Annotated in this window: 12 protein-coding genes; 8 read left to right on the forward strand and 4 right to left on the reverse strand. The window is 50.1% G+C overall.

All coding sequences use genetic code 11. The features are described from left to right. The first annotated feature begins 327 nt into the window (after positions 1-327). Positions 328-1,434: a hypothetical protein gene (locus GN208_RS17215; RefSeq protein ID WP_004240267.1), complete on the forward strand. Its 1,107-nt coding sequence runs from the start codon at positions 328-330 to the stop codon at positions 1,432-1,434. Between the two features lie 37 nt (positions 1,435-1,471). Here the strand turns inward: GN208_RS17215 and GN208_RS17220 are convergent, their stop codons facing one another. Next, a complete protein-coding gene (locus GN208_RS17220) occupies positions 1,472-1,936 on the reverse strand; it encodes an HIT family protein (RefSeq protein ID WP_004904003.1) in 465 nt (154 codons plus the stop codon). Positions 1,937-2,097: 161 nt separating this feature from the next. On the opposite strand from GN208_RS17220, the gene sra reads away from it, so the two are divergent. Then, on the forward strand, positions 2,098-2,325 hold the full coding sequence (gene sra, locus GN208_RS17225; RefSeq protein ID WP_015422863.1) for a stationary-phase-induced ribosome-associated protein: 228 nt from the start codon (positions 2,098-2,100) through the stop codon (positions 2,323-2,325). A gap of 161 nt (positions 2,326-2,486) precedes the next feature. After that, complete coding sequence (locus GN208_RS17230; RefSeq protein ID WP_004240270.1) at positions 2,487-3,005, forward strand: YgjV family protein; 519 nt, start codon at positions 2,487-2,489, stop codon at positions 3,003-3,005. Here GN208_RS17230 and GN208_RS17235 read toward each other — a convergent pair. Together GN208_RS17235 and GN208_RS17240 are read right to left on the reverse strand one after the other, a co-directional pair. Beyond that, positions 2,998-3,261, reverse strand: a complete 264-nt coding sequence (locus GN208_RS17235; RefSeq protein ID WP_004240271.1) for a hypothetical protein — start codon at positions 3,259-3,261, stop codon at positions 2,998-3,000. The genes GN208_RS17230 and GN208_RS17235 overlap by 8 nt on opposite strands. A gap of 65 nt (positions 3,262-3,326) precedes the next feature. Then, entirely contained in the window at positions 3,327-3,908 is a 582-nt protein-coding gene (locus tag GN208_RS17240; RefSeq protein ID WP_004904005.1) for a DJ-1/PfpI family protein, read from the reverse strand. Positions 3,909-4,148: 240 nt separating this feature from the next. Between GN208_RS17240 and GN208_RS17245 the strand changes: the two genes are divergently transcribed. The 5 genes from GN208_RS17245 to efeB all read left to right on the forward strand — a co-directional run bounded on the left by GN208_RS17245 (position 4,149) and on the right by efeB (position 8,161). Then, complete coding sequence (locus GN208_RS17245; RefSeq protein ID WP_004240274.1) at positions 4,149-4,703, forward strand: iron transporter; 555 nt, start codon at positions 4,149-4,151, stop codon at positions 4,701-4,703. 84 nt (positions 4,704-4,787) lie between these two features. Then, the gene (locus GN208_RS17250; RefSeq protein ID WP_015422862.1) at positions 4,788-5,123 is read left to right on the forward strand and encodes a cupredoxin domain-containing protein; all 336 of its coding nucleotides are present in this window, start codon (positions 4,788-4,790) and stop codon (positions 5,121-5,123) included. Between the two features lie 23 nt (positions 5,124-5,146). Further along, on the forward strand, positions 5,147-5,986 hold the full coding sequence (locus tag GN208_RS17255) for an FTR1 family protein (protein WP_004240281.1): 840 nt from the start codon (positions 5,147-5,149) through the stop codon (positions 5,984-5,986). After that, on the forward strand, positions 5,976-6,875 hold the full coding sequence (locus tag GN208_RS17260) for an EfeM/EfeO family lipoprotein (RefSeq protein WP_004904007.1): 900 nt from the start codon (positions 5,976-5,978) through the stop codon (positions 6,873-6,875). The genes GN208_RS17255 and GN208_RS17260 overlap by 11 nt, the downstream gene beginning before the upstream one ends. Continuing rightward, entirely contained in the window at positions 6,872-8,161 is a 1,290-nt protein-coding gene (gene efeB, locus GN208_RS17265) for an iron uptake transporter deferrochelatase/peroxidase subunit (RefSeq protein ID WP_004904008.1), read from the forward strand. Before GN208_RS17260 ends, efeB begins: the two co-directional genes overlap by 4 nt. A 37-nt stretch (positions 8,162-8,198) precedes the next feature. On the opposite strand, the gene fabG is transcribed toward efeB, so the two are convergent. Next, positions 8,199-8,954 carry a 3-oxoacyl-ACP reductase FabG gene (gene fabG, locus GN208_RS17270; RefSeq protein WP_004240285.1) on the reverse strand — a complete coding sequence of 252 codons (756 nt, stop codon included), beginning with the start codon at positions 8,952-8,954 and terminating at the stop codon, positions 8,199-8,201. Positions 8,955-9,827 lie beyond the last annotated feature (873 nt).

Here is a 9,827-nt window from a genome sequence, read left to right on the forward strand (position 1 = left end):
GGTCGTTAGCTCAGTTGGTAGAGCAGTTGACTTTTAATCAATTGGTCACAGGTTCGAATCCTGTACGACCCACCATCTTTCTTCTCCCTGCAGTTCTCTTTTTTCTCAGTTATCCTCTTTCTTAATTTCTGTTTATTTCTCTCTGTTCTCTGTCGGATTTTGTGATCTGTCTCATGCTGTCCCATTAAAGTTTTTAACCGGTCTGCCGTTATTTCCCTGTATCAGTCACGATTTTTTGTGATCTCTCTTTTTATAACAAACACTGACGTCGTTCCGGCAGCCCGGAGCGGCATATCTGTATTTCTTTCAGCATGGAGCTATATTCCGATGTCGTGGCCTGTTCCTGAATTTCCGGTTAAACGTGATGCACCGGGCGCCAAAATTACGCTGTGGCTGGGGTTGCTGTTCGTCGTTCTGGCCCTTATCTTTTTTCTCGATTTTTATATTTTCAAACTCCCGCTGACGGAAGTACTGATTTTTATCTATCTGCCGTACATTCTGATCTGGATGTGTCTGTTCACTTACGCCATGCACCGTCATGAGCAGGCGCGGATTGCCTGTCAGAGCTGGAATGCTTCCATTAATTTCAAACGTAATGAGTGGGTCAACTGGTGCCAGCGCAGACTGATGGTGACCGGGGTTTCATTGCTGATGCCGAAAAGTGTTAAACAGGTTTATACCTCAGAGCGGAAACAACGGACAGACGAAGAAGATAAACAGCTGCTTGCCGGTTATGACCATTCGGTTGAGGCTATTTTTACCGCGCTGGCGAAAGATCTGAATCAGCAGCATGAAGGTTATCAGTCAAAACTGAAAACCGTGTATGTGATCACCCCGAATCAGCTGCAAAATACAGAAATTGAGCGCAATGTAACGAAAATCTGGGGTTGTGCGACTGAATTCATTCAGACACCGGATGATATCGGCCATCTGTTTGATGAGGAAGATAACAGCGCCATGTGGCTGCTGGTCGGACTGAATATCTGGCAGGCGGGTCAGATACCGGCTTATCACGAAATGGCAGGCGCTATTCTGCTGACATCCTGCTACTATTTTGAGCGCAATACATTTCCGTTTAACGGTAGTTTGTCCCGCTTTATGCCGATCAATGAAATGCAGTTAACCGCCGATCTGCCGATGATGGAAAAAATGAATCTGCTGGATAAAGAGGAAGAGAAATCATTCTGGCTGATGCGGGAAAATGAACTGGCGCAGGATGTGATTTATCAGTACTGCAATAAAGCACAGCGCCGTACTTTCCTGAAAAATAATATTTATATTGCGGATAATCAGGTCAGCGCCGACAGGGAAGCGGTTTTTGTGATGGCAATGATGCTGATAAAAGCGATGGAAACCCTCAGCCCGCAGTGTCTGCTGATGATGGACAGTGATGGTCTCGGGTATGCCACGGTGGTCGGGTGCGAAGTCCGCTGACACAACATTCCGGTGGTGAAGGCACCACCGGAATCACTCACTTTTCCTGACCTGCGCGGATAGCCGCCGCCAGTTCAGCCAGCTTCTTATCATCTGCCCGCTCACAGTCGTGGGATGACAAAAATCCCGGATAATGTGTGTAAAATGCGGGCTGTTTATGCTCGATCGGCCGCCATTCTGTCATATCTGCGGTGCCGTGCATCGGGCTGAGTTTACTGTGGATATGATCCACCCCGTAGCCCTCGAAAAACATGCCGCAGCGTGCGACATCCGGAAATGCCTTTTCCAGAACTTTTGCCACTTTTTTAGTTGCCAGCACCAGGCCGGTCAGAACATCGTCTTCCAGGTCAAACGCATAGCTCGGGTAATGCGCCTTCGGGATCACCACCGTAAAACCGTCGGTATTGGGAAATATCGACAAAAATGCCAGATAATGCTCATCTTCCCAGATCTTATGACAGGGGGCTTTCCCCGCCGCGATATCACAAAAAATACACGCCATTTATCAGACTCTCCCGGTCAGTGAACAGGTCGTATCCAACATACAGGATAGGGCACGGAAATACCATTATGCAGGCGGTAAATCAGCCACTTAGGGAAAACTTTATTATTTTCAGTAAGTTGCTATAATAGGTGAACGTTCACAACAATGAGGAGTTTATTATGCGAACTAACAGAGCTGCGAGACGTTTGTTAGGAATGCCCTATACATACAGTAAAGGGAAATCAAAAATTAACATCTTTATTGCAGCTGCCGCAGATGAAAATGCGGAAAAAATCCCGCAGGCGCTGAAGTCAAAAAGCAGAATCTGTGTGATTCAGGACGATAATAAGAAAACCCGGACTTATCACAAAATCGAGACACATTATCCGGGCTATATGGCATGCTGATACCACTGCACATGTGATAACGGCATGATGCAATTAGAAAAGGGGCTGAGGCCTCTTTTTTAATGTCTGAAACGTGCAATAGCTCGCAACCTGAACAAATTATGTTTATGCTGGCAGCACAATAATTAAAACCATTCAGCATGTGATTACGGCAGGGGAAGATGGACTATCTGTATTACGCAGGGCAGGGGCTCGGTATTGTTGCGTTTATTATCGGCACGACGGTTTTTGTCCAGCGCAATGAGCGGAAGCTCAAAATCCGGTTATCAATTTACACCGCCATTATGGCATCCCACTTTTTTCTGCTTGGTGCCTATCCCGCCGGGATCAGTGCCACGCTCAACAGCATCCGGACTTATGTGTCTATCAGCCACCGTCAGCGTTGGGTGCTCTGGTTATTTGTTTCACTGACACTGGTTCTGGCGGTGCCGAATATCCGCACCTGGCAGGAAGTGCTGCCGGTAACGGGCACCCTGATGAGCACCTTTGCGTTTTTTCTGCTGACGGGATTGCGTATGCGGTATGTGATCTGGTGTTCAACAGCCTGCTGGGTGGTGTATAACGCCTGGCTGGGAACAGTCGGCGGCACCCTGATTGAATCGACGTTTCTGGTGATCAACGGCTGGGCGATTTTCCGTTTCCGGCGTCTGATAAAACAGGGAATTAATCCGTTCAGTTAAGCGGTTGCGGCTGCTCATCCGGGGGGAGCGTGTCTTCCGGATCATCCGGAATTCCGGGGCTGTCGTCATCACCGGAGCCGTTTTCCCGCATCACCTCGTTACACATAAAGTAGAGGTTGGGACGGCGTTTGGCGATATATTTCAGGCGGAGTTCGCACTCATGTCTGGTATAGATATCTTCCGTGACCGGCAGTGCCTCGCAGGCATCGTCGCCGCAGGTACTCACCAGTAGCACAAATCCGATAGTTTCTAACATAAACATCCGCCGGTTTTATTTCAGAGGCGCTATTATGTCGTAAATGGTTGCCTGTCGTCCAGTTTTTATACGGCAAAGGGGTCATCACCGGCATCATTATGCCACCGGTATTCAATGTGTTGTGCGATCTCCTCCGCTGCGGCCTCACCGTGGCGATCAGCAATAAATGCCAGCGCCATATCCGTGCCCGCCGATACACCGGAAGAGGTATAAAAACGGCCGTCCGCACACCAGCGTGCTTTTTTCACCCAGTTTACCTGTGCGGACAGAGAGGTTACCCACTGCCAGGCACGTTTATTGGATGTCGCCTGTCGGCCGTCAAGCACACCGGCCGCCGCCAGAAGAGCCGAACCGGTACAGACGGAAAGGCACCATTGTGCGTGCTGTGCCGCGGTACGCAACGCCGTGAGCATGCCTTCATCACTGACCAGCCGCCGTGTGCCCTGACCGCCCGGTACCAGCATCAGTGCGGTTTTCTCCGGCTCAAATACCGTTGTTATTATCTGAGCCCCCTGTGAACTGGTGATCACACCACCGCTGAGAGAGCAGTAATTCAGTGTGTAATGCGGGGAACGGCCGAAAATCTCAGCAGGGCCGAACACATCCAGGGTTTCAAAATCATCGAACAATACAATATCGGCTTGCATCAGTGTGATCTCATTTGCGGAAGGCTGATTAAGATGTAACGCATCCGCGCAAATTATACAACAGCGGATATTTCCTGCCGGACATTGCCTTTGCGGATGTATTTCGTGGCTGAATCCCGGTGAAAATGTAACCGTTTCATTGAAAAATGTGGCGGTAAGCGATAACTTTTACTTGAATAGCGCAAATGGTAATGATTATTATTGTCAGCACTATTTGTATAATGACAATGAGGAATCAGCATGCGTATCGGGATGAGTGTGGCAGCAGCATTACTGGGCGTGGTATCAACCTCTGCCCTGGCACTGGAATATCCGCTCGGACAACCTGTTATCAAAAACGGTATGGAGATTCAGGGGGTGTATCTGCAGCCGATTACCATGGCAGTGGAAGGCAAACATGAAATGCACCATCTGGCGGCGGATAAGTCAGACATCCACCTGGAAGCAGATATCCACGCCGTTGAGGAAAACCCGAACGGCTTCGCGGAAGGGGACTGGATCCCGTATCTGAAAGTGGATTACAAAGTCACCAAACTGGATGATCCGAAAAAAGCCCAGTCCGGTACCTTTATGGCGATGGTTGCCAGCGACGGCCCGCACTACGGTGAAAACCTGAAACTGGATGGTTACGGTAAATACCGCGTCGAATACCGCATCTCTCCGCCAAGCATGAACGACAACGTGGCTTTCGGTCGCCATATCGATAAAGAAACCGGTGTTGCTCCGTGGTTTGAGCCGTTTGATGTCTCCTGGGACTTCGAGTATGCCGGTACCGGCCGCAAAGGCAGTTACTGAGTTTATTATTTAAGGAAAACAGCAGGCCGGTAACCGCGGTCTGCTGTCCGGACACCGGATGTCGCTATCCCGCTGAGGTCACTCATGAAACTCGTTGTTATGGCACTGTGTTTATCGGTGCTTTCCCTGATATCACTGCCCGCTGCAGCGGCAGAGAAATTCACTGTCGAACTGGAAATGAATAACGGCGAACTGACACCGCCGGTACTGAAGGTACCCGCAAAAACGCCGATCCGCATTAAAATCTCTAATACCGGCACCGAACCGGTCGAATTTGAAAGCACCCAGCTGCGCAAAGAGAAAGTGCTGGCTCCGGGGGCATCTTCCGTGGTGGTGATTGCGCCGCTCAAACCCGGAAAATATACCTTTTTTGATGATTTTCATCTGTCGCATCCGGCCGGTGAGATCATCGCGGAATAAGTGTCAGTTCACAGGAATTAATTATGGGACAGGTTCTTTTTGTCGTCTGGCGTGAAAGCTTTGAAGCTCTGCTGGTGGTCGGCATCATTTATGCGTGGATTAAACAGCATCCGGATGCTGCCGCAGGGCGCCGCTATCTCTGGGGCGGAGTGGCACTCGGTGTTGCGCTGTCACTGTTTCTCGCACTGCTTATCTATGGTGTGTTTAATGTGCTGGATGACAGCGGTCAGACGTACTTTATGATCGGTATGTCGCTGTTCGCGGCGGTATTGATCGTGCAGATGGTGTACTGGATGCAGCAGCACAGCGCATCACTCAAATCCGGTATTGAGCAGGAGATGAATGACAGTGCCCGGCAGCACTCCTGGTGGGGCGCGTTGTTTATTGTGGCGATCGCGATAGCCCGTGAAGGCAGTGAAATCGTGGTGTTCCTCTCCGGTATTGTGATGGGGCTGAATGCAGACACCATGTGGTCATTTACCGGGGAAGTCGTGGCCGGTATCGCGGTAGCGGCACTGACGTTGTGGCTGTTCCTGTTCACTTACCGGAAAATTGCCTGGAAATGGTTTTTCCGCATCACCGGTATTGTGCTGTTGTTCCTTGCCTGTTCGCTGCTGCTTAAGGGAACGGAAGAAATCGTCAACCTGTTGACCGAACATGATATCGAACTGAATGATTTCCTCATCTATCCGCTGTGGGATACCACCAACTGGCTGGATGACACAGGTACCACCGGCAGCTTCCTGGCCAGCCTGTTCGGTTACCGTGCACAGCCTATCGGCCTGAGTGTCATTACTTTTGTGGTGTACTGGCTGGTGATTATTGCGCTGTTCTGCCGCAGAGGAAAAAAACATGCGGATTAACCGGACAGCCGTACTGATTCTGACATCACTGTTGCTCAGCGCTCCCGGCTATGCGGAAAAATACCGTGCAGGTAATCCGGATACCGGCAGTGATGTGGTGATCGCCAAAGGGGATATTCCGTCACCTGAAAAATTCCGCCCGGTCGTGGCGGATTACATGACGATGATGGGGAAACAGACAGCTGCGGCTGAACATCAGCTGCAATTGCTGCAAAAAGCGCTGGCCGTGGGGGATATGGCAGCTGCACGGCAGGCTTATATTCAGGCACATTATGATTATGAGGTTATCCGCGCGGCAGTGGTGGTTTTCGGCCACGCTGACCGGGTGATTAACCCTCATGCCGGCTATTTTCTCAGCCGCGAGCAGGATCCGAAATTCACCGGATTTCACCGCATCGAATATGCGCTGTTTGCTCAAAATGATCCCGCAGCCGCTCAGGCCGCCACAGCCGATCTGCTGCGCAATATTAATGACCTGAAACAGCGGATCGACGTGGAAACCCTCCCTGCGGCAAAGCTGGTGCAGTCTGCGGATGACAGTATTGAACTGATTCTCAGCACTAAACTGAGTGGTGATGAAAACCGCTACAGCCGTTCAGATCTGTCAGATATCGCCGCCAATATTGAAGGGGCCCGGCGCATTGTCAGCGGGCTGGCGCCGTTATTATCCGCAAAAACCAATGAGGCACTCAGAAAGCAGTTTGCGGGACCGGATGCGGTCATGGCCCGTTACCGGGATACCCGGGGGCAGTATGCGGAATATGAGAAACTGACACCGGAAGATAAACAGCAACTCTATGCAGACCTGACGCTGCTGGCAGAATCTCTGGCACAACTGCGCGCTGAACTGAAAATAGACGTGTATTACAAATACCGGAATGAACCATGAAACACGGCAAAGTGAATCTGACTGAGACAGAAGAGTCTGTCAGTCTCAGCAAACGAAATACCCTGAAATGGCTGGGGGCAGGGAGTGTCCTGTTGTCCGGCGGGTTACCGGCTTTTTCTGCCGCCGCAGCACCGGCGGCGTGTGATAACAGCGCGCGGCTGCGGGAAATTCCGTACCTTGGTAAACATCAGGCCGGGGTTATCACACCGGAGCAGAAAGAGGCCATTTTTCTGTCACTGAATCTGACCGTTAAAACGCTGGATGAGGTTGAGGATGTTTTCCGGCGGCTGACCGGCTGTATTGCGGAACTGACCCGCAACCGCCAGGCGGCGGCACCGGGCGATGACAGAATGCCGCCGGCGGAATCCGGGATTCTCGGTACGGCGCTGACTGCGGATGCACTGACAGTGACGGTCTCTCTCGGCCACTCTCTGTTTGATGAGCGCTTCGGCTTATCGCCACTGAAACCGCAAAAATTTACCGCCATGACGGCATTCCCGAACGACCGGCTTGATCCGGCCTGGTGCGGCGGGGATATCCTGCTGCAGTTTTGTGCCAACAGCCGTGAAACAGTGATTTATGCACTGCGTGAAGTGTTGCGCCGCCTCTCCGGCCGGGTAGCTCCGTTGTGGAAAATTGACGGTTTTCTGCCGGCCCGGGATATTGAATGCCGCACAACACCGGTTAACCTGTTTGGCTTTAAAGACGGTACCGGCAATGCCGATGCCGGTGATGATGCCCTGATGAACGACCTGGTCTGGATCACCGGCCGGGAACCCGCCTGGGCGGAGAACGGCAGTTATCAGGCGGTACGCCTTATCCGTTTTGAGCTGGAGTTCTGGGACCGGACACCGCTGGAAGATCAGGAAAATGATTTTGGCCGTCACAAAGCCAGCGGTGCGCCGATGGGCAAAGAGCATGAGCATGATGACCCGGACTTTAAGCAGGATCCGCACGGTGACCGGGTCTTATTTGACTCTCACATGCGCCGCGCTGAACCGCGTTCCACAGAGCGACACGTGGCCAAACTGCGCCGCCGCAGCTACAGCTACTCGCTGGGGCTGACCCCGTCCGGGCAGCTGGATATGGGGCTGGTATTTATCTCCTTCCAGAAGGATTTGAAAAAAGGCTTTATCGATACACAGAAACGGCTGAACGGTGAACCGCTTGAGCGTTACATCAAACCGTTCGGCGGCGGATACTATCTGGTATTGCCGGGGATTACCTCAGAAAAAAGCTATCTGGGCGAGGCACTGATTGCTGCCGCGAGGGATCAGGGCAGATAAGAGGATACCGGGCGGTATCCTCACCTGTGCTGTTTTATCAGAGCAGTGCTTCCGGGGATTCCGGTAAAATCTGGCCACCGTCAATAATGATGGTCTGTCCGGTGATGTATTTAGCTTCATCAGAGGCAAGGAACGCCGCAGCATAACCGATATCTTCCGGCTCACCGAGCGTGTGCGTCGGAATAGTGGCACGCATCTGGTCCAGATAGGTTTCACCCTGTGCTTTCAGTCCTTCAGTCAGGATATTGCCCGGCTGGACTGCGTTAATGGTGATCCCGAGACGGGCATATTCCAGCGCGGCACTGCGCATAAAACCAAGCTGTGCGGCTTTGCTTGCACCGTAATGGCTCCAGCCCGGAAAGCCGGTGACCGGACCGGTAATGGAAGAGGTAATCACGATCCGGCCATATTTTTGTTCTTCCATCACACCCAGCGCGGCCTGAACCAGGAAAAACATCCCCTTCACGTTCACCTTCTGCATGGTATCCCAGTCCTGCTCCGTCATGGATTTGATGGTGCATTGCGGGAAAATACCGGTATTTGAGCAGAGGATATCCAGACGACCGTACTTTTCTCTGACCTTACTGATAACAGCGCGGCACTGAGACTGAGAGGTTACATCCAGTGCCATAAAGTCTGTTCCCAGCTCTGCAGCGGTTGCGCTGCCGGTTTTTTCATCAATATCGGCGATAACAATGGTGGCACCGCCCTTTTTCAGCGCGGTGACGATGCCGCGCCCGATCCCTTTGGCGCCGCCGGAAACCACTGCGATTTTACCTGTCAAGTCGAACATATACATTCTCCTGTTTACCGAGGTTAACACTTAAGTCGTAAATCATTACAGCATGGCTGTCCCGGAATGCAATGGCAAAGCCGCCATGATTGAGGAAGTATGAGGATTGTCACACCGGTAAGTATCTGCAGGGTGAGCAGGATGTTGTAACAGATAATTGTGTCAGCGGCGCATAAAACCATTCTTATGACTGAATCGATTTTAGCAAAATAACATTTTCTGTCGTTTTAATGCTGTGCGGCAATGGATTTATCACATGGGCTGATTATTTTCACAGTAAATATTAAATCTGAAAAATCGCAATATTGAAGTCTTAAATGCTTATCCGTCTGTCGTAGTTGGCTTATGTTGACATTAGCGACTATACCCACAGGCAAAAACCGGCTATTTCCGTCCGGGAGGAAATAAAAAGGAAAAAATCGGGTTATAAAAAAATAGCCAGATATCATTTTTGATTATTAAAAATAGTATTTAGTAAATTAATATTTTTCATTGTTTAATTTTGGTTTAAAGATGTCTGATAAATAAAATTGTCACAAATTAAATATATATTTAATTAATTGCAAGGTTAAAAAAAACACAGATTCAGGCCAAAAAAACAGCCATTTAGCTGTTTCCTAAAGTGAACACTTTTTTGGGCTGTCAGGCAAAAAAACGTTACGATTTATGTCATGGAAATGTAACACTCCGGCTATAAATGGGAATCATTAACATATAAATAAATAATTTGATGATTTTTTATCCGAATTTGGCTTGGGTAAGCACCCGGTGATAATGCGTACAGAACAAATGAACATGTTACGATCTGCCGCAAATCAGGATTGTAATGAGTAAAAAATATTCAAATCGTTAATAAACAAATAGATATAATAT

It is taken from the genome of Morganella sp. HSTU-ASny43 (assembly GCF_022819185.1).
GTDB lineage: Bacteria > Pseudomonadota > Gammaproteobacteria > Enterobacterales > Enterobacteriaceae > Morganella > Morganella morganii.